Genomic DNA, 18,067 nt, shown 5'->3' with positions numbered 1-18,067 from the left:
CGCTTCGGTACGTGCCGGGGGCCATGGTCACGTCGAACATTTGCAGATGGAGAGCTGAGGATGCTGCCTCTTGAATACGACAGGTCCGAGGACCGCGACATCATCGTCCGGGATCGTTTCGACGGCTTCCGCCGTGAGTTTCTGCGAACGCTGGTCACCCCCGAGGTCATCGAAGAGCACCGGCGGGCGCCTTTGGGACAGCACAGCGAAGGGCTCGAGCGACTGTTGATCTATTTCCGTCAACGCCCGCTCGAGCAAAGATATGCGGTCAGGGCCGTCGACCCGTTCCGGCGGTATCAGGTCGTCAGGCTGTCAGGACGCCGGGGAGTTCCCCCGCGCGTGGTCGATGATGCCATCTACACATCGGCGAACGATGCCTGTCACGGCCTGTTCCTGCGCTGCATCCGCGACCTTCTCGAAACCTAGAGCAACACGCCGACCGGGCAGGGCACCTTGTCCGGCTTCTCGATGGGAAACTCCGCACCATGGCGCAGATCAAGATATTCGGCTACGCAGACAAGATCTCGGTGAAGCCGGGCGACACCATCCAATTTCATGTCAGTGCGGACGGCACGTCGACCGCTGAAGCCCATCTCGTGCGCCTGATCCATGGCGACGAGCATCCCCATGGTCCGGGATTCATCGAGGAAGAGATCGACTGCGCCGCCAACGGCACCTGGCAGGTGGAGAAGCAGTTCACGCAGGTCGGTGCCTTCCTCGATGTAACCGACCCCGATCGCAAGCTCGCGCTCGACGGCAGCATCACGCTCTGCGCATTCATCTGGCCGACATGGCCCGATGTCGGGCATCGGCAATGTTTGCTCGGCCGCTGGGACAACGACAGGAATCACGGCTATGGCCTTGGCATCAATCCAAGCGGAAGGCTGGAGTTCTGGGTCGGCTGCGGCAACGAGATCGACTATCTCCAGGCTGAGCTGCCCCTGCAGAAGCAGGCCTGGTACTTCGTTGCGGCCACTTTCGATGCGCGAAGCGGTCGCGCCACGCTGTACCAGGAAGGCGTCGTGAACCGCTACAACAGCCTGCTCAGCATAGTCGCGCCCGTCGAATACCGCTCGCATGTGTCGGAGACGTTTCGGTTCAGGCAGAACAACCTGCCCGATACCCCGTTCCTCGTGGCGGGCTCGCGCGACTGGCACGCACTGCGCGGTCATTTCGTGTCGCAGCTTTACTGCGGCAAGATCGATCGTTGCGGTGTGTTCGATCGCCCGTTGGATCGCGAGGAGCTCGACACGATACGCTCGGGCGGGCAGCCCCCATTGGACGGCATGATCGCATATTGGGACACCACGAAGGGGTATACCGATCGCGGGATCGGCGATGTCGTCGTCGACATCGGACCAAACCGGCTCGATGCGAAGGGCTACAACAGGCCGGTACGTGCGCAGACCGGCTACAACTGGAACGGCCGCAACGACTGTTTCCGGCTCGCCCCGCACCAATATGGCGGCATCGAGTTCCATGCCGACGCGATGATCGACAGCAATTGGAAAGTCACCAAGACGCTCGAGCTGCCCGAGACGCTGCGCAGCGGCGCCTACGCGATGAGGGTCCGCGGCGGCGACGGCAAGGGCTTGGCCGAAGAGTACATCGTTTTCTTCGTCCGGCCCCGCGTGCCCAAGGCGCAAATTGCTCTGTTGTTTTCCACCGCAACCTATCTGGCCTATGCCAATGAGCGCTTCGCGACCGACGGCCAGATCGTGCAGCCAATGGCGGGCCAGCCGCCGACGATCTCCGAGGTCGATATCGAAATCTACGAAAATCCGGTGTTCGGTGCGGGCTGCTATGACACGCATGCGGATGGTGCCGGCGTCTGTTACACGAGCTACCGTCGCCCGATGGTAAACATGCGGCCGAAATACCGGATTGCCGCATTCGACCTGCCGTGGAATTTTCCGGCAGACCTCTCGATCCTGGCATGGCTCGAGCACAAGGGGTACGACTACGATATCCTAACCGACGAAGATGTGCATATCGAGGGTGCCGCGGCGATGGCGCCCTATGCGTGCATTCTGAATTCGACGCATCCGGAATATCATTCCGAGCGCATGCTCGACGCGCACGAGGATTACATCGCCGGGGGCGGGCGCTTCATCTGCATGGGCGCGAACAGCTTCTGCTGCAATGTGGCGTTTCGCAATGACGAGCCGTGGATTATGGAGTGCCGCAAGACCGGTGGACACTGGATCGCCTGGGCGGCACGGCCGGGCGAATACTACCTGGCCACGACGGGGCAGATGGGCGGAATCTGGACCGGCTTCCAGCGCTGGGGGCAGAAGCTGGTGGGCAATACGTTCGCGGGGGAGGGCTTCGCCCATAGCCAGCCCTATCGGCGGATGCCCGACAGCTACGATCCAGCGCTTGCCTGGATCACGGAAGGGATCGAAGGCGAAATCATCGGTGATTTCGGCCTAGGCAACGGTGGAGCGGCGGGCATTGAGATCGACTGCTACAAGCTGGGGTTCGGCACGCCGCCCAACACCAAGATCATCGCATCCTCGGGTGGTCACCCCGACAATTACATCGCCCATGACGAGGAGGGGGCGCACGCGCATCAGGGTTTCAGCGGGACGCACAACTACATCCTGAGGGCCGATATGGTGTACTTCGAGGCGCCGAATAACGGTGCGGTGTTTGCAACCGGATCCATCGCATTCGGAAGTGCCCTTCCTATCAACGGCTTCGAGAACAACGTCTCGCAGCTCCTGAGCAACGTGGTGAACGCGTTCGTCAAGCCGGGTCCGTTGCCCGGCTCGAACAGAACTAGGGGAGCTACAGCAGGGCTCGAACGAGTCACTCCCTAGGAAGGTCCCAATGATTGACTTGCACTACGCGCCAACCCCCAATGGTTGGAAAATCTCGATCCTGCTGGAGGAACTCGGGCTGCCGTATACCGTCGTCCCAATCGATATTCGCGCCGGTGAACAGTTCAGGCCAGAGTTTCTCGCTATCAGCCCGAACAATCGTATTCCAGCGATCGTTGATCGCGCGCCGGCCGACCACGGCGAGCCTATCTCTGTATTCGAGACGGGTGCCATCCTGATCTACCTGGCCGAGAAGACGGGACGCTTTCTGCCAGTGGATGTGCGTGGTCGTAGCCGGGTTTTACAATGGGTGATGTGGCAGATGGGCGGTCTTGGACCGATGCTTGGTCAGCACGGTCATTTCCGTCTCTATGCGCCGGAGAAGATCCCCTATGCGATTGACCGTTACCAGCGTGAGGCGACGCGATTGTATGGTGTGCTTGACGCTCAATTGGGCAAGACCAGGCGCTTTGTTGCTGGCGACGAATACACGATAGCCGACATGGCCTGCTTCCCGTGGACGATGACCCATAAGGCGCAGGGTTTCACGCTCGACGACTATCCGAACGTCAAGCGCTGGTATGCGGAAGTTCGCGAACGACCGCAAGTGCAAGCCGGCCTTGCGGTCGGCAAATTCGTGAAGGAGCCGTTTTCCGACGAAGCAGAGCGAATCATGTTCGGCGCATCCAGGGTCGTCGCTGAATGAACGGTGATGGAGGCCCCTGGCGATTGAAAATCGAGATGCTGGCTCGCAGCATCGCGTACCGGAGAGATGGAGAGTGTAACGATCGATGATCGAGTTTTTCTTCGACTGCTCAAGTCCGTGGACCTACCTCGCCTTCCACAACATTCAAAAACTGGCAAAGGAGTTTGACGAGCCGCTTTCGTGGCGGCCCGTGCTGGCTGGCGGCATCTTCAATGCGGTCAATCCGAGCATTTATGCCTCGCGCGAAAATCCGATCGCGCCGAAAGCGCAGTACATGCTGAAAGATCTCGCCGATTGGGCTCGTTCGGCCGATCTTGTGATCAAGATGCCACCGACGGTCTTTCCGGTGAACAGCGTAAGGGCGATGCGGGGCTGCGTCTGGCTCGGTAGCGACGGGATGGTCCCGTTCGCAACTGCCGTGTTCGAAGCCTATTGGGGTGAGGACAAAGACATCTCCCAGGATTCTGTGCTGACGGACATCTGCAAGAAGGTGGGTGTCGATCCTGGAGAGTTTTTCCGAGGCATCAACGAAGCGGCGGTCAAGAACCAGCTTAGATCAAACACTGACGAGGTAATCGCGCGCGGGGGATTCGGATCGCCGACAATCTTCATTGACAGAACCGATATGTATTTTGGCAACGATCGCCTGCCCGTGATCCGCGAGGTGTTGGAGCGCCGGAACCGGTACCGGTCGGTCGGCAATATTGCCCCCTAAGCTAGCTAGGGGCGAACCGCCAGTTTTCGGCTGTAGCTCGAGTGGTGGGTTTCGGTCCAAGAAGGCCAAAAAATGCTTTATCTTTCAATAGGAGTTGACTGACACTCTCTCCGCCGCACTGACTTCGCCATCATATCCGCTCGCTCGAGGTGGCAGCAAAGCATTTGATGTCGCGCGACAATGCCTGTTACGATTAGTTGCGAGATGTCACCCGTAGTCACCGCGCAAACCGTAGCTTCGGAACGTGGGGTCGGAGGACGGATTTTGCTTTGAAGAGCATAGCGCACAAAGCTAAAGCCGCTCGAGGTCTGGCGTGAGCAACCGCCAGTTTGATCGCAACCCGACCTCAATATTGGTTGGCATTCTCAGTATCAAACCACCAACGCGTGTGAGCCGACCCAATTTAGGTGGATGGCCACTTGCGCGCTATCTCGCCTAATAGATTTTGATAGACGCTCTTCGGGCCATGACACGTGACGGTGCGTTTGCCTCCAACTAGTTCGGATTGATGAAAGGCTACCCCAAATATTCTTTTCTCTATTGCGGTCGGCTGACCATCCCTGCCTTGGGCGATGTAAACTCGCCATAGCGCGGCCCCGCTCCAGCCTCGGTAGTCGATCGGCGCATTCGTGTTCTCGTTACGATCCGTTTCAAAACTAACGAAGTCGTATCCGTCATGATCATGAAGTCCAGATACACAGCCGACACCAAACAAGCCTCGAAATCCTGTGAGGTGCTGAACTCGAGCTTCCGCCTCACTGCGATTGATTGTCCATTCAGCTATAATTCCAGAAATCCCTTCGAAATATTCTGTCGATGGATGCTTGTTCTCCAACACAGAGTCCTGCCGCCTGCTTAGGTTAAAAAATATGTTTGTCGTCGCATTGAGTGTTGCCACTTGAGTTGAGGCCAGTCGCAAAAACCCAATATCGGGCCCCTCAGCCATTTTGCCCAACCCACGTATGGTTAGCCTCTCCGTCAGGGACATTTCGATTGTCTATGTCTGGATCTTCGGTTCCCTCATGAATCGAATTAGGCCAACTTCCCCGCTGTCAGGGAGCTCCTCCAATACGTGTGCGGCCGTTAGTATCCCGTGAACCGATCCTACAGATACCAATGCGCCTGAGCCTGCTGGATGCACATGCTCTCGGCCCGCAACGGTACTCAGCTTTGCAAAACCGATCGAAAAATCGGCGACTTGTAGTGCGACAGCCGGTATCAACGACGTAATATCTGTCATGATTGCCCGAACTCTCTGCGAAGGTTATTGGCACCACACAACGCTGGCGCGGCGGCTCAGCCACCATGCCCCGGTCCGTTTAAAGGCGTTCCAGGACGTCCTTGTCAGGTCCAACTACGATATCGAGAAGACTATCAAACTGGAATCGATTACTCGCCTCTACTTCAGCGGGGGTCGCAGCACGCCGACCAAAAATCGCTGATGGTCCTGCGGCCGGCTGAGCGCTCAACATTAACCGATGCGAGAGTGGCAGGAGAAAGCCCGAGGCAACTTCAGAGTCTGGCATCGGTGTGTCACTCAGAACGAGGCTCTCTGCCGGCGCGTCGAGCAATGTGAAATCCATCGTCCGCAATATCGCAGCGATGGGTCGGGCGCCTTGCAGCACTTGCTGCTCGGCGAAGACCGGATTTTGAGGGCTAATTTCGTTCAAAGCGCGCGCGGTGGCCTCGAGATCTCCGTCGGGGCGAGATCGGAGACTCGAGCAATCTGCTTCTGAAAGATCAACCCCGAACCGATTTCTGATGTCCTGAATAAATTCAGCAGAGGCGACAACGTTGACGAGAGGTCGTCAACCGCAACCATCACGGTCGCTGCTTCGCCCTCGAACACTGACAGAGCATCCTCCAACTTGTCGGCCGGACGCCACCAACCGTCGAACAGGGTATACGTCCAGTCGCCAGTCATGACATCGCCGGCTGCGACCTGGAATGCTCGGGCCTCGCCGCGCTTTCGACCTAAAATGCGTCCGTTGGATCCGGCAAATCGCTTTATCCAGAACCGCGGAACGAAATGCTGATTGTCCTTGGAAAACTTGGGCGCCGGACCTGAGCTCATTTGGCCTTTACCGAGGAATGCTCGCAGACCCACTCTGCGGCAACGTCAAATATTGCGCGACATTGCGCTCCCGAACCAAGGAAGCGACCGCCAATGTTTGTTGTAAATTTCGCAGCATGGCGCAACCGACACGATTCGAACGTGTGGCCTTCGCCTTCGGAGGGCGACGCTCTATCCAGCTGAGCTACGGGTGCCTACTGCTTACGCAGTGCTTACGCGAAATTCTTGCGAGAGTGAAGCGACGAAAGTCCGTTTCGCAAGTCCTTGTATTCCAATCCTCTTTCCGCTCCCGCTTCCACAAGAACTGGCTTGACACGTGCCTTCGGAGGGCAAGCTGATCGGGTCAGGCCGGTACGAAGCGCTTGTGCGATGACAGGATCAATGCGCTCATATCGGCTCTGCAGGTAGTGAGAGGCCCATCTCTCTGGATAGGATGAGATCAGACGTGGGGCGCCTTCGATCCGGCTCGGAAGCGACAGATAGGCAAAGCAGGTTAGTTCAAGAGCTGTCGCTGTCTTGGACAGGGCTTCAGAAAAATCGGCAGCGTCGTTTGCTGTCGCCAGCAGGTCGATGAAGTGTTGAAAGATGCGATGCATCGTTGCGCTGAGTATCCAGGGTCAAGGTTGCGCGCGGCACCGTCGGAGACAAGCGACCGAGCGTCGGACAAGAAAGCCGAGGCAGGCATGTTGAACTCTGGATGGTCCCCGCCAGGTTTGGTATCTGACATGCCGATCGCGATAGAAATTCTGTGGCGTCCGCTAGTCGGGCCGGACCATCTCGAACATGGTGTCGACGGTCATCTCGAAATAGTCGCCGCGCCGGCCGGCGCGCGCGATCGGGCGCGCAAGCTCGGTGAGATAGACACCGTCCCTGATGAAAGCCTTGTCAATATGGACGGCGACGACTTCGCCGAGCGTCAGCCAAGCCGCCGCCAGTTCACCCGTCATCCCCTTGAGCTGGATGATGTCCGTGACCTTGCACTCGAACGACACCGGGCTTTCCGCCACGCGCGGCACGCTGACGAACCGGCTCGGCACCCGCGTCAATCCGGCGATCACGAACTCGTCGACCTCACGGCCGACATGGAGGGCGGTCGTGTTCATCTGCCGCGCCAGATCCATGGTCGCGAGATTCCAGCAGAATTCGCCAGTGTCCTGGACGTTCGCGACGGTGTCCTTCCAGCCGGTCGAGGAGAAGCCGACCAGCGCCGGCGTGTAGCAAAAGGCGTTGAAGAAGCTGTACGGCGCGAGGTTGACGTTGCCGTTCGTGTCGCGCGAGGAAATCCAGCCGATCGGCCGCGGCGCCACGATGGCGTTGAAGGGATCGTGCTTCAGCCCGTGTCCCTTCGCCGGCTCGTAGAAGTGGATATCCTGCGCCGCAGCGCGCCTTGCCTTCGGCTCCATGGCTCACATGTCCTGCCAGAATTGATCGTAATTGGGCTTGCGCCGCTCATCGAAGGATCGCAGTCCCTCGCGCCATTCGGCCGGCGGAACATCCTCAGGCGAGGACAGCACGCGCGTCCAATCCGTCTCGCCGTGATGGGCGAGGTTGCGCTTCGCGACCGCGATGGCTCCCGGTGGCGCCGACTGCACGATGCCGAGCGCGAGATCGATCGCGCTGGACAGGACCTCAGCCGTCGGGACCACGCGATTGGCTAATCCCCAGTCGACGGCATGGGCTGCGCTCAGCCGGCGGCGGGTCAAGATCAACTCGGCCGCACGCCTCGTGCCCACCACACGGTGGAGGCGCGCCAGCGCGGTGTTGGGAATGACGCCATGCCCCAATTCCGGGAGAGCGACATAGCTCTCCGTTCCCATCACGACGAGATCGCAGGAGAGCGTCAGCTCAAATCCGCCGCCGAGGGCCCCGCCCTGGACAGCCGCGATGGTGGGACGCGTCTCCTCGGCCACGGTACGAAACAGCAGGGCGGGATCGGTCGGATCGTGAGCGCCACTCATCCATCCGGCCTTCAGATCGTCGATATTAGCGCCCGCGCAGAACACCGGACCATTCGCTGCGATCACGATGGCTCGCGCCTGCTCGGCGCGAGATCGCTGAATCAGCTCGAGCAGTATCGCGACCGAGGCCCTGGACAGGGCATTGCGTCGCTGCACGTCGTTCAAGGTGAGAACGGCGATATCGCCGTGACGGCTGTAAAGCACCGGCATGGTCAGACTCCCGCGGATTTTGACGAATCGCCGAGGAGGTGCCGCCGGATGTCGTCCGGAACGGCGTATGGCTTACCCGCCCGGAGCATCACGCAGGACGCGGTGGCGGAAGCGACGCACGTCCCGGCGCGGAAGACGCCTTGCAGGACCTCGAAAGAGGAGCGGCCGATATAGGTGACCGTCGAGCCGATATTGACCTCGCCCGGGTAGAAGAGCTCGGCATGGAATTCGATGGTCAACCGCCCGACCACGACGTTGAGCCCATCCATCAGGCGGCTGACTGCGGGATCCACGAACAGGTCCATGCGACCGCCTTCCAGGAAGCTGGCGATCGCAGCATTGTTGACGTGTCGGAACTGATCCGTATCTGCGTTGCGCAGCTTCTCCAGACTCCAGAACCGGAAATGCTCCGGCGTCAGCCGTGGCGTTGAAGGCGTGCGCGAAACCGGATCCTCGTTCATCCTACGCTTCCTCACTCGCGCGGGCGGGAGTGCTCGGTGGCCTCGTGCTCGATCCGGTAATAGATCTCCTCGGCCATCGGCTGACGCATTTCCTCGATGATGTGCCCGACGAGCCCGACCGCGCGCGCCGCCACGGCCAGACCGCGACACATCTTCCAGGACAGCTTGAACTCCGAGGCGATCGCGGCCATCGCGCCGGTGACGTTGAGGGGGAGCGGCCGGCCGTATTGCTGGCTTGCCTCCGCGCCGATGTTCTCCATCAGCTCCACGTAGGGGCCGGCAAAACCGGTTTCGTGCGCGACCTTGAACAGGGCCGGCGTGCGCGGATCGATCGGCTTGTGGAAGGGATGACCGACGCCCGGAATGATCTCACGCCGGTTCCGGTGAGCGCTGACGGTGTCGGTCGCGAGCTGCTTCAGATCGACCGAAGCCTGCGGGTCGGGCAAGGACTCCTGCAGCATCTTCGCTGCGTTGTCCAGGGAGCCGACGAACACCGAGCCGAGCCCCAGCAATCCTGCGGCGACCGAAGCCTGCACGGCTTCCGGCGCGCCGCAATAGGTCATGCGCGTGGCGAGCGAGGAGGGCGTAATGCCATGCTCCACCAGGATCACCATCATGGCGTTGAACATGCGCGCTTCGTTGGCGTTCGGAAGGCGTGCGAAAATCTCGAGGAACGCCATCTGTCCGAAATCGACGGTACCGACGATTTCGGTACAGAGGTCGAGCCCGTGGACCTTGATTTGCGTGGGAGTTGCCCAGGCGATGTCGGATTTGATCTCGTGACGTTTCATGTCAACCTCCTCAGGTGATGGGAGCGGAGCTGAGGAGCTGGGTGGCGTGCTCCCTCAGGGCTGCCTTGCGAATCTTGATGCCGTTCGGGCCGTCGATGACCGGAAACGTGTCGAGCTGGACGATGCGACGAGGGACCTTGTAGTTGGCGATGCCTTCGCGGCAGTAGGCGAGCAGCTCGGTCTCGCCGAGCTGGCGGTCGGCGCGAACAAAGGCCACCGCAACGTCGCCTTCGCCCTCGACGCGCACGCCAACGACCTGCGCGGCGGAGATGTCAGGATGTCGGCAGAGGAACGTCTCGATCTCGCTGGGATCGACCAGATAGCCGCGCAGGCGCAGGCCATCACCGATGCGCGACAAGTAAACGAAGGCGTCCTGGTCTGCATATGCAAGATCGCCGGTTCGATACCAGCCGTCGGAGGTGAAAGACCGCGCGGTCGCGGCTTCGTTGTTCAGATATCCGGGCATCAGATTGTAGCCTCGGATCTGCAACTCACCGGTCGCACCGGGCGCCACCGGCGTTGTGCTGTCGAGCTCGACGATGCGAAACGCCATCTCGTCAGAGAGCAAACGACCGCCAGGCAGCGACCTGGCTTCGATCGATTCGGAGGGCGAGCGGGCGGCCATCAGGGCAAAGCCTTCGGACGAGCCGTACACGCTCACGAGACGCAATCCCCATCGATCTTCGGCCCTCCTCATCACCCGATCGGTCAGGCCCGCAAAATCGGCAAAACCTCCGGCGCGCAGCGTCGAGAGTTTCGCCTCAGGCACGTTGAAGACGGCATCGAGCAGCCCGTCGGAGCCGAACACATGGGTCGCCCCGTGCCGCTCGATCGCCGCTGCGGCTTCGCCGGCCTTGAAGACCGGCAGGAGAATGCAGGCCCCGCCGCCCGCCAGCGTCGCGATGGCCTGGACAAATCCGAGGACGCCGTAGAGGGGCAATGCACACAGCGTCTTGTCGCCGGGATGGATGTCGAACGCTGAAGCGACGGTGTGGCCGTGGGTGCGGCAGCCATGCTGGTCGTGAACAGCGAGCTTCGGCGCGCCAGTCGTTCCGGACGTGCTGAACGTGCACAGCAGATCCCGCGGCCGGCCAACAGCTTCGACATGACCGTCGGCGCCGGCATGGAAACGGCTCGGGTCGGCAATCTCGATGACGTGTGCGAGCGTGGGCACCTCGATCTGGATGTCGCGCACGATCTGCGCGAAGGACACATCGAGGAAGTTGCTCGCTGCCACGACGGCTTTCGCGCGGGACAGCGAGATGACATGGAGTGCTTCGGCGCGCCGGTATCGCGTGCTGATCGGAACGACCAAAATCCCCTGATGCGCGGCCGCAAACAGGAATTGCAGCCAGGTCGGGCCATCGGGGATCCAGAGCGCGATCACGTCGCCGCGCGTCAGGCCGAGGCTGCTCAGAAAGGCCGCCGCACGATTCGACGCTTCGGCCAGATCCCTGCGCGTAGCGACATAGTCGCCCAGATAGATCGCCGGCGCGTCGGCATAGTCATCGAGCAGCCCGAAGAACGGGCTTTGCGCTCCACTCATTGTGATCCCCTGCGTCAGTTGGAAAGAGCCTGGCGAGCGATTTGAATTCGCTGCATCTCGGATGTGCCTTCGCCCAGCCGGAACGCGCGGGCGTCCCGATAGAAGCGCTCGATGGGGAGCTCGCACATGTAGCCCATCCCGCCGAAGATCTGGAGGCAGCGATCGACGACGCGGCATCCCATCTCGCTGGCATACAGCTTGGCCCTGGATACCGCGATCCGTGCGGCCGGATCTTCCTGGTCGCACAGCGCGGCGGCGCGATAGATCAGCGCTCGCGTCGCTTCGATCTCGACGTCGTTGTCCGCGATCATAAACTGGATGGCCTGATGGCCCGCGAGCGGCGAGCCGAAGGCGCGGCGCTCCTTCGCGTAGGCGACGGACATGTCGTGCGCACGCTGCGCCAATCCCAGCGACCGGCAGGCCGAGAGGATTCGGTCGTGGTTGATCGAGGCCATCATGACCAGGAAGCCGTCGCCGGGACGGCCGAGAACGTCGGCATCCGGAACGAAGCAGTCCTCGAGCGAGAAGCCGTTCAGATGATAGCCGTGCCAGCCCATCTTTTTGTAGCGCGTCATGCCGACCAGTCCCGGATTGCTGCGCTTGACGATGAACGTGGTCAGTCGCCCCTTGAGAGCGGCGGAAGCATCGGTCACAGCCAGCACGATGACGTAGTCGCAGGTCTCGACATTCGAGATGAACTGCTTTGCGCCCTCGAGGCGCCAGCCGCCTTCGACCTTCACCGCCTTGGTGCGGATCGCACCCAGATCCGAGCCAGCATCCGGTTCGGTGAGCGCGTAGGTCATCGTCACGCGGCCGGACACGAGGTCGGGAAGGATGCGGCCGCGCTGCTCTTCGTTGAGATGAACCAGCGAGAGCGGCAGGAAGCCAACAACCTCTGACAGCGGAACGGAGGTGTGGGTGACCTCCTCGAGAATTCCGACCTGCGCCGAGACAGGAAGGCCGTAACCGCCGAGCTCGGGCGGAAGATTGAAGCCATAGATCCCGAGCTCCGACGCCTCGCTGCGCAGCTTGGCCATCAGGTCGGGGGACACGTTATCGTCGGCCTCGATCTGCTGTTCGAGTGGCTCCAGCCGATTGCGGACAAATCCCCGCACCGTCTGGCGAAGCATCGTCATCTCATGTGAAGCAAGGTCGATCATGGAAATATCCGAAAACGATTTCGTAAATAACCTAGACGCCGGCGAACTCCTGTGTCAAGTGTTGGCGGCAAGAGGCTTGAATGAAACAGCGGATCAGTATCGTAGAGCTCGCCCGGCATTTGGGGCTTGCCGTGTCGACGGTCTCGAAGGCCATCAATGACCGCGGTGATGTGAGCGACGAGACCAAGCGGCGCGTGCTGGAAGCGGCGGAAAAGTTTGGCTTTTCACCGGATCCGGCGGGCCGGCGGCTGCGCACGCAGACGTCGGAGACCATCGGCTTCGTGCTGTCGCCGCCGCAGACCCATTTCGCGCATCCGTTCTTCCTCGATCTGCTCATGGGGATCGACCAGAATCTCAGCCAAACCCCGTTTCAGCTCATCATCGTCGCGGGACGAACGCTGGAGACGGAGCTCGACAGCTTCCGCCGCCTGGTCGAGAGGCAGCGGGTCGATGCCGTGCTGTTCGGCCGCACGCGCCGCGACGATCCCCGGATTCGCTATCTTCAGGAGCGCAACGTTCCGTTTGTGGCGCTGGGTCGCAGCGAGACCGGGAAGCCGTTTCCCTTCGTGGATATCGACCGCACGGTCGCCGGCCGCAATGGTACCGCGCGTTTCATAGGGCTTGGGCATCGCCGGATCGGGCTCCTGAGCACGCCGGGCTACCTCATGATCAGCCATCTGTTGCAGGAAGGCTATCGCGCGGCCCTGAAGGCGGCGAAGCTGCCCTTCGATCCTGATCTCGTGATCGAGACCAGCAACAGCGAAGAGGGTGGGCTGAGCGGCGCCCGCCAGCTGCTGGCCATGAGCGATCCGCCGACGGCGATCATGTGCGGCCATGACCTGATCGCGACCGGCGCGATGCAGGCGATCGCGGAGACCGGCAGGCGCCCGGGCGTCGATGTTCCGGTGATCGGGTGCGACAATCATCCGCTTGGGCCCTATCTGAATCCGCCCCTGACCACGTTCTCCGCGCCGACGTTCGAGGCGGGGCGTCGCATGGTTGACCTGCTTCTTGCCCTCATGGACGGCCGTTCGCCGAAGGAATTGCAGGAGATCTGGTCTCCTGAGCTGATTCTGCGGTCGTCGCACGGCAGCCAATTGGTCGCAGCGGGCGAAATCTGAAAGTCGGCATCTCTCGCTTGACAAGCCGGGCTGGCGCGCCCTAGGTTGCGAAATCGTTTTCGTAAATTGGGAGTTTGCGATGTGGCCTTTGCGAAAAGTCGCGGTTCTTGCATTTTCGATGCTTCTTCTCGCCCCCGCCGGGCAGGCGTCGGCGGAGGATCTTCGCATCGGGGCAATCTTCCCTCTGAGCGGCGCGAATGCTGATTACGGCGATCTCTACATGGGGGCGACCGAGCTTGCGGTCTCCCACCTCAACGAGGCCAAGACCCTCGGCGGAAAGTTGTCGATTGCCTATGAGGACAGTCAGGCGCTCCCGCAGCAAGGCGTGATCGCCATGAACAAGCTCGTGAACGTCGAGAAGGTGAGCTACGTGCTTTCCGCGTTCACCGGGGTGTCCAAGGCCATCTCCACGACGGCCGCGCGAAGCCACACCGTCGCCGTCAATGGTGGCGGGGTCGGGCCCGACCTTGCCGAGCTTGGCGAGTATTTCTGGAACGTTATTCCGCTCGCCAATTTCGAGGTGCGGGCAATGGCCCCCTACCTCATTCAGAAGCGGGGACTAAAGCGGTTTGTCCTCGTCTATATCGACGATCCGCTCGGCCAATCGATCAAGCGTGAGCTTGAATCCAGCCTGCCTGCGCTCGGAGGGACGCTTGCCGAGGCGCTGTCCGTGCCGTCGAACGCCCAGCAGTTCAGTGGAGTCGCGGCGCGGGTGCGCGATGCCAAGCCAGACGTCGTTTACATCGCTTCGTTCGGTGCGCAGCAGTCGCAGATCATCAAGCAACTGCGCGACAATGGCGTTACGCAGCAACTCGCCAGCTATTCGGGGTTCGCGATTCCCGCCATCGCCAACCTTCCAGAGGCCAAGGGTGCTCTGTTCACGACGCAGCGGATCGACTGGAATTCGGACGATCCGGTGACCAAGCGGTTCACGCGGGAATATCAGACCAAGACCAACAGGGCGCCGACCGCTTACGCCGCCAACTACTACAACGCCGTGATGCTGTACGGGGTCCTGGCGTCTGCCTTACAGAAGGCCGGCTTGCAGATCACGGGCGAGAACCTTCTGGCGAAACGTCGAGAGATCGGAGCGTTCGATCTGGTGGGCGGGCGCGTCGCCTTCGAAAAGGACGGCACAATCCGGTCGGCAATGCAGATCAACGAAGTGGATGGCGAACCGGCCGTCGTCGAGACCGTTGCGGCCCACTAACTCTGACGCCCGTGCGAGGACCAATGCTGCTTCTCCAGCTCATCATCAACGGAATCCAGGTCGGAGCCCTCTACGGCCTGACCGCCGTCGGCTTCTCGCTGATCTTCGGAGCCACGAAGATCTTCCACTTCGCTCACGGCGCGAGCTTCGCGATCAGCGCATACGTGTTCTATTATCTGTATGTCGTTCTCCTGGTCTGGTGGCCGATCGCGATCCTCGCTGCCTGCATCGTGGTTGTGGTGTTCGGGGTCGCGCTGGATCGCTATGTCTATGGCCCGATCCAGAGCACCGACGGCTCGTTCTTCACGATATTCGTCGGCTCCTTTGGCGTCGCGGTCGTCATTCAGAACCTGCTCGGTACCATTTTCGGGCGCGGTTTCATTTCAGTGCCGTCGGTATTGAGCAGGAGCATCGAGCTCGTTCCAGGACTCTATGTGGCCCCGACGGCGGGGATCGCCGTCGTCACGGCGCTAGCGTGCTTCGTTGCGCTCCAGTTTTTCCTCGGCAGGACCAACATCGGTATTGCGCTTCGCGCGCTCTCGGAGAGCCCGGCGCTGGTGCGGACCTTTGGTCTGAACCCGAGAGCAGTCTCGACGTGTGCGTTCGCGCTTGGATCATTGCTCGTCGTCCCGGCCGCGGTCATCACCAGCATGACGTCAGGATTGAATGCGGCGATCGGCGGTCGCGTCATGCTGCTCAGCGTCGCCGCCACCATCGTCGGCGGCGTCGGAAGCCTGCGCGGGGCTGCCTGCGCGGGGCTGTTGCTGGGTATTGCAGAAAATCTGGCTCTGTGGCGGTTCGATCCGCAGTGGAGCGAGGCGGTCACTTTCCTCATTCTGTTCGCGTTCATCGTGCTGCGTCCGGCCGGCTTCTTCGGCCGCGCCGTAACTAGCTGAGGGTCTCGATCGTGATTGCTTATCTCGTAAACCTAGCAACGCTGGTTTGTATCAACGCCATCCTGGCTATCACCCTGAATTTCATCATGGGATATGCCGGCATATTCTCGCTTGCCCACGCCGTGTTCTTCGGTGTCGGCGCCTATGTTGCGGCCTTCATTGCGTTGCAATGGACAGATTCGCTATTGCTTCAGCTCGTGGCTGCGATGCTGATCGCCGGATTGATCTCGGCGGCCTTGGCGCTGCCCGCCTTGAGAGTCCGAGGCGACTACTTCGTGGCAGCCTCGCTCGGGTTTCAGGTCCTGGCTGTAACGGTGTTCACCGAGTGGAAGTCGGTCACTGGCGGTATGGGCGGCCTCGTCGGCATTCCGCCGGCAAGCATCGCGGGCCACGCGTTCACCGAGCCGGCCGAATTCCTCGGCCTAGCCATCGTGACGCTGGCGCTGGTGGTCGTCCTGACGACGGCAATCGTCCGCTCCAGCTTTGGCCGGAACCTCAAGGCTATCAGGGACAGCGAGTCGGCCGCGCTGGCATTCGGCAAGAACGTCGCGCTGATCAAGACGCTCTCGGTGTTCTACGCGACAGCGGTTTGCGCCGTGGCCGGCGTCCTGTATGCCGACTATCTCAGCTTCATCAACGTCGAGAGCTTCACCATCGACGCCTCGACGCTATTTATGGCCATGGTCATCGTTGGCGGCATCGGAACGGTGTGTGGGCCAATCGTCGGCGCGGTTCTCCTCACCTTATTGCCGGCCGCTTTGACTTATCTGCCATTCTTGCCGCGCACCGAGATCGGATCCGTGCAGCAGATGATCTATGGGCTCGCGATGGTCCTCCTGATGATCTTCAAGCCGGACGGCTTGATGGGTGCAAAGCAAGGGGAGGCCTGACGTGCTGCAGGCGTCGAAATCACCAGCCCCGCCAACGACGCTTCTGGAGATCGCCAATCTCACCAAGAGCTTTGACGGCGTGAAAGCGGTCGAGGATGTCTCACTTAATCTTCGTGAGGGGATTATCACCACGCTGGTCGGCCCGAACGGGGCGGGCAAGACCACGCTGTTCAACCTGATCACCGGACATCTGCGGCCAACCTCGGGCGATATCCGCTGGCAGGGCCAATCGATCCTCGGTACCGCTCCCTGGAAGATCGCGCGCCTCGGCGTCGCCCGGACCTTCCAGGATCTTCGTCTCTTCTCCCACATGACGGTTTTCGAGAACGTGCTCACTGTGATGGAGAAGAGCGCCTGGTTCTGGCAGTCCGAGGCCGGAAGCGGCGCGGAGCGTCACCTGCGCGTGCACGAAATTCTCGAGGCCACCGGGCTGCTGCACAAGGCCAGCGTGCGCGCGAACGATTTGGCCTACGCAGAGCGCAAATTCCTGAGCATGGCGCGGATCATGGCCACCAAGGCCAAGATCTGGCTTCTCGACGAGCCAGCGTCAGGGCTCGATCCCAGATCTTACGAGCGCTTCGTCGCACTGCTGCGCAACGAGGTCCGTCGCGGCATCACGATCTGCATCATCGAGCACAATCTCGAGATCGTCGTGAGCATCTCCGACCGGATCAGCTTTCTCGATCAGGGTCGCCTTCTCGCCGACGGCGAGCCCGAGGAGATCCTCGGAAATCCGGAGCTGTCTTCCATCTATTTCGGCGAACGCAACTCATGACCGATGCTCTCATCAGCGTTGAGAATCTCCGCGTCGGCTACGGCGGCCGCGTCGTGCTCGACAACGTCAGCCTCCAGATCCGCAGGAACGAGGTGCTTTGCCTCGTTGGTCACAATGGCGCCGGCAAGTCGACCCTGTTGAATGCGCTGTTCGGCGTGGTTTCCCGCCAAGCGGGCGAGATATCGGTGGACGGTCAGCGCCTGCACCTGCCGGAGCCGAAGAAGATGGCGGCCCTGGGGATCGGACTTGTGCCCGAGGGCCGCGGAATTTTTCCAGGCCTGACAGTCGACGAAATCTTCCGCCTCGCGATGTGGGCGACCGACGTTCCGCAGCGCGAGCAGCCCGAGCGCATCGAATGGGTGATGTCGATCCTGCCTCGGATCAAGACGTTTTACGCGCGCCGCGCGGGCACGCTGTCGGGGGGACAGCAGCAGATGGTCAGCATCGCGCGCGCTTTGCTGAGCCGGCCCCGCTGCCTCCTGATGGATGAGCCGTCGATCGGACTGGCCCCAAAACTGTTCCAGGATCTGCTCCAGCCGATCCGGCAGCTTCAGCAGCAGCTCGGGCTGTCGATCCTGCTGGTCGAGCAGAACGTCAAGGAAGCGTTCAAGATATCCGATCGTGTCCTGGTGATGCGCTCGGGCGCGATCATCCACGAGACGTGTCCGGACGCGTTGGCGGATAACAAGGTCCTCATGCAGTTCTACTGAACTGAAGGCAGACATCGAAGGC

The 18,067-nt window shown here is 61.1% G+C and carries 19 protein-coding genes and 1 tRNA gene; 10 read left to right on the top strand and 10 right to left on the bottom strand.

Going from position 1 to position 18,067, the window contains the following annotated elements; translation table 11 throughout:
• The first annotated feature begins 60 nt into the window (after positions 1–60).
• The 4 genes from ACFDR6_RS33430 (at position 61) to ACFDR6_RS33415 (ending at position 4,243) form a co-directional block, all read left to right on the top strand.
• Positions 61–426: a N,N-dimethylformamidase alpha subunit family protein gene (locus tag ACFDR6_RS33430; protein ID WP_375860957.1), complete on the top strand. Its 366-nt coding sequence runs from the start codon at positions 61–63 to the stop codon at positions 424–426.
• Between the two features lie 59 nt (positions 427–485).
• A complete protein-coding gene (locus tag ACFDR6_RS33425; RefSeq protein ID WP_375860956.1) occupies positions 486–2,822 on the top strand; it encodes a N,N-dimethylformamidase beta subunit family domain-containing protein in 2,337 nt (778 codons plus the stop codon).
• A gap of 10 nt (positions 2,823–2,832) precedes the next feature.
• Entirely contained in the window at positions 2,833–3,528 is a 696-nt protein-coding gene (locus ACFDR6_RS33420) for a glutathione binding-like protein (RefSeq protein WP_375860955.1), read from the top strand.
• Positions 3,529–3,613: 85 nt separating this feature from the next.
• Entirely contained in the window at positions 3,614–4,243 is a 630-nt protein-coding gene (locus tag ACFDR6_RS33415) for a 2-hydroxychromene-2-carboxylate isomerase (protein ID WP_375860954.1), read from the top strand.
• Between the two features lie 403 nt (positions 4,244–4,646).
• Here ACFDR6_RS33415 and ACFDR6_RS33410 read toward each other — a convergent pair whose 3' ends face one another.
• The 10 genes from ACFDR6_RS33410 to ACFDR6_RS33365 form a co-directional block, all read right to left on the bottom strand.
• On the bottom strand, positions 4,647–5,189 hold the full coding sequence (locus tag ACFDR6_RS33410) for a hypothetical protein (protein ID WP_375860953.1): 543 nt from the start codon (positions 5,187–5,189) through the stop codon (positions 4,647–4,649).
• Between the two features lie 720 nt (positions 5,190–5,909).
• Complete coding sequence (locus ACFDR6_RS33405; protein WP_375860952.1) at positions 5,910–6,317, bottom strand: DUF4238 domain-containing protein; 408 nt, start codon at positions 6,315–6,317, stop codon at positions 5,910–5,912.
• Positions 6,318–6,434: 117 nt separating this feature from the next.
• A tRNA-Arg gene (locus tag ACFDR6_RS33400) sits at positions 6,435–6,511 on the bottom strand.
• 18 nt (positions 6,512–6,529) lie between these two features.
• The gene (locus tag ACFDR6_RS33395; protein WP_375860951.1) at positions 6,530–6,913 is read right to left on the bottom strand and encodes an autoinducer binding domain-containing protein; all 384 of its coding nucleotides are present in this window, start codon (positions 6,911–6,913) and stop codon (positions 6,530–6,532) included.
• Positions 6,914–7,075: 162 nt separating this feature from the next.
• The gene (locus tag ACFDR6_RS33390; RefSeq protein ID WP_375860950.1) at positions 7,076–7,720 is read right to left on the bottom strand and encodes a flavin reductase family protein; all 645 of its coding nucleotides are present in this window, start codon (positions 7,718–7,720) and stop codon (positions 7,076–7,078) included.
• Between the two features lie 3 nt (positions 7,721–7,723).
• Positions 7,724–8,485, bottom strand: a complete 762-nt coding sequence (locus tag ACFDR6_RS33385; protein WP_375860949.1) for an enoyl-CoA hydratase/isomerase family protein — start codon at positions 8,483–8,485, stop codon at positions 7,724–7,726.
• A gap of 2 nt (positions 8,486–8,487) precedes the next feature.
• Positions 8,488–8,946, bottom strand: a complete 459-nt coding sequence (locus ACFDR6_RS33380; protein ID WP_375860948.1) for an acyl-CoA thioesterase — start codon at positions 8,944–8,946, stop codon at positions 8,488–8,490.
• A gap of 11 nt (positions 8,947–8,957) precedes the next feature.
• Positions 8,958–9,737 carry a citryl-CoA lyase gene (locus ACFDR6_RS33375; RefSeq protein WP_375860947.1) on the bottom strand — a complete coding sequence of 260 codons (780 nt, stop codon included), beginning with the start codon at positions 9,735–9,737 and terminating at the stop codon, positions 8,958–8,960.
• Between the two features lie 10 nt (positions 9,738–9,747).
• A complete protein-coding gene (locus tag ACFDR6_RS33370) occupies positions 9,748–11,283 on the bottom strand; it encodes an AMP-binding protein (RefSeq protein ID WP_375860946.1) in 1,536 nt (511 codons plus the stop codon).
• 14 nt (positions 11,284–11,297) lie between these two features.
• A complete protein-coding gene (locus ACFDR6_RS33365; protein ID WP_375860945.1) occupies positions 11,298–12,443 on the bottom strand; it encodes an acyl-CoA dehydrogenase family protein in 1,146 nt (381 codons plus the stop codon).
• A gap of 80 nt (positions 12,444–12,523) precedes the next feature.
• Between ACFDR6_RS33365 and ACFDR6_RS33360 the strand changes: the two genes are divergently transcribed.
• The 6 genes from ACFDR6_RS33360 (at position 12,524) to ACFDR6_RS33335 (ending at position 18,045) form a co-directional block, all read left to right on the top strand.
• Positions 12,524–13,564, top strand: coding sequence for a LacI family DNA-binding transcriptional regulator (locus ACFDR6_RS33360; protein ID WP_375860944.1), 1,041 nt, complete (start codon positions 12,524–12,526; stop codon positions 13,562–13,564).
• 88 nt (positions 13,565–13,652) lie between these two features.
• Positions 13,653–14,774: an ABC transporter substrate-binding protein gene (locus tag ACFDR6_RS33355; RefSeq protein WP_375860943.1), complete on the top strand. Its 1,122-nt coding sequence runs from the start codon at positions 13,653–13,655 to the stop codon at positions 14,772–14,774.
• Positions 14,775–14,797: 23 nt separating this feature from the next.
• The gene (locus ACFDR6_RS33350; RefSeq protein WP_375860942.1) at positions 14,798–15,670 is read left to right on the top strand and encodes a branched-chain amino acid ABC transporter permease; all 873 of its coding nucleotides are present in this window, start codon (positions 14,798–14,800) and stop codon (positions 15,668–15,670) included.
• Positions 15,671–15,681: 11 nt separating this feature from the next.
• A complete protein-coding gene (locus ACFDR6_RS33345; RefSeq protein ID WP_375860941.1) occupies positions 15,682–16,560 on the top strand; it encodes a branched-chain amino acid ABC transporter permease in 879 nt (292 codons plus the stop codon).
• A gap of 1 nt (position 16,561) precedes the next feature.
• The gene (locus ACFDR6_RS33340; protein WP_375860940.1) at positions 16,562–17,335 is read left to right on the top strand and encodes an ABC transporter ATP-binding protein; all 774 of its coding nucleotides are present in this window, start codon (positions 16,562–16,564) and stop codon (positions 17,333–17,335) included.
• Positions 17,332–18,045 carry an ABC transporter ATP-binding protein gene (locus ACFDR6_RS33335; RefSeq protein WP_375860939.1) on the top strand — a complete coding sequence of 238 codons (714 nt, stop codon included), beginning with the start codon at positions 17,332–17,334 and terminating at the stop codon, positions 18,043–18,045. Before ACFDR6_RS33340 ends, ACFDR6_RS33335 begins: the two co-directional genes overlap by 4 nt.
• Positions 18,046–18,067: the final 22 nt, after the last annotated feature.

The organism is Bradyrhizobium tunisiense, assembly GCF_042263385.1.
Lineage (GTDB): Bacteria > Pseudomonadota > Alphaproteobacteria > Rhizobiales > Xanthobacteraceae > Bradyrhizobium > Bradyrhizobium tunisiense.
This window is presented reverse-complemented; position numbering and strand designations above follow the sequence as displayed.